Genomic DNA, 1370 nt, shown 5'->3' with positions numbered 1-1370 from the left:
CGGGAGGCGTCGGAGGTGTCGGGCCGCGCCTCGGGCGGATCACCGGCGGGCCTGCGTCCCGGGCGGCCCCGCGGGTTCCGCACCGGTCCCGGCCTCGGCGCGGGGACGGGCGGTGCGGGCTCCCCGGCCGACGGGCCGGCCGCTGCGTCGTTCTCCGGCCCGGAGGGCGCGGGCTCCGAGGGCGTGGGCTCCGAGGGCGTGGGCTCCGAGGGCGCGGGCTCCATGTGCCCGGCCAGCCAGAGCAGTTCGGCCAGCTCCAGCGGGGTCGGGCGGACACCCGAGGAGACCCGGCCGAGCAGGTCGGCCAGGCGGGGCAGGGGATCCGGCGGGCCGGGGCGGTCGGCCGGCATCAGAAGGCGTCGGGCTGAGGGGACCTGCCCAGGTAGGGCATCAGCTGCTCGGCCAGCTCGTCCAGGGAGTCGGCGCCGAGGCCGGAGGAACGGGCCAGGTAGATGGCGTTGAGCAGCTGGTCCGTGGCGAGTTCGCCGCCGCCCACCCGGGACAGGAACCGGTGGATGAGCTGCTGCGCGTACCCGTCGGGCTCGCCCAGGTGGGCGCGGACGATCTCGGCGAGGTGGTCGTCGTCCGGCTGCCGCAGGTGCAGCGAGACGCAGCGGCGCAGGAAGGCGGGCGGGAACTCGCGCTCGCCGTTGCTGGTGAGGACGACGAAGGGGAACTCCTTGCAGCGGACCCGGCCGCGCTCCACCGGCACCCGCCGGTCGGTGCCGTCGATCAGCACCTCGGCCCGTCCGTCCGGGGTGTCCCGCGAGGCCCGCACCAGTTCGGGGATCTCGTACTGACCCTCCTCCAGGACGTGCAGCAGGTCGTTGGGCAGGTCGAGGTCGCTCTTGTCGATCTCGTCGATCAGCAGGGCGCGGGGGCGGGCGTAGGGGAGCAGGGCGGTGCCGAGCGGGCCGAGGCGCAGGTGGTCCTCGACACCCGTGGCCGCCGCCGGGGCGTCGGGGCCGGGCGTGGCGTGGCGCGCCGCGTACAGCCGGGAGAGCGGGTCGTACGTGTAGAGGCCGTCGTGCAGCGTGCTGCGGCTGGTGATGTTCCACCGCAGGACCGGGCCGAGCCGCAGTTCGCGGGCGACCGCGTAGGCGAGGGACGACTTGCCGGTGCCGGGCGGGCCGGTGACCAGCAGCGGGCGCCGCAGGTACAGCGCCGCGTTGACCAGTTGCACCGTCTGCTCCGTGGCCTGGTACGTCACGGCACGGTGCGCGCGGTCCGGCGAGGTGGCCGGGGCGTCGCCGTCCTCGACGGGCGCGTCGAGCACCGGCCCGCCGGCGAAGGCCCGCCAGGGCGGCGGCGGGGGCAGCTCGGCGATGCCGTCGTGGGGGGCCGGGGCGCCGGTGTAGACGGGCCACAGG

At 76.6% G+C, this 1370-nt stretch carries 1 protein-coding gene and 1 pseudogene; both read right to left on the bottom strand.

Annotated features, from left to right (window positions below; translation table 11 throughout):
• A pseudogene (locus DMH12_RS38485) lies at nt 1–350 on the bottom strand (hypothetical protein); the annotation flags it as partial.
• Entirely contained in the window at nt 350–1369 is a 1020-nt protein-coding gene (locus tag DMH12_RS38480) for a MoxR family ATPase (RefSeq protein WP_125495860.1), read from the bottom strand. The pseudogene DMH12_RS38485 and the gene DMH12_RS38480, both read right to left, overlap by 1 nt.
• Between the last annotated feature and the right edge of the window lies 1 nt (nt 1370).

The organism is Streptomyces sp. WAC 04229 (assembly GCF_003947455.1).
Classification (GTDB): Bacteria; Actinomycetota; Actinomycetes; order Streptomycetales; family Streptomycetaceae; genus Streptomyces.
Note: the sequence above shows the minus strand (reverse complement) of the source record. Positions and strands in the feature narration are given on the sequence as shown.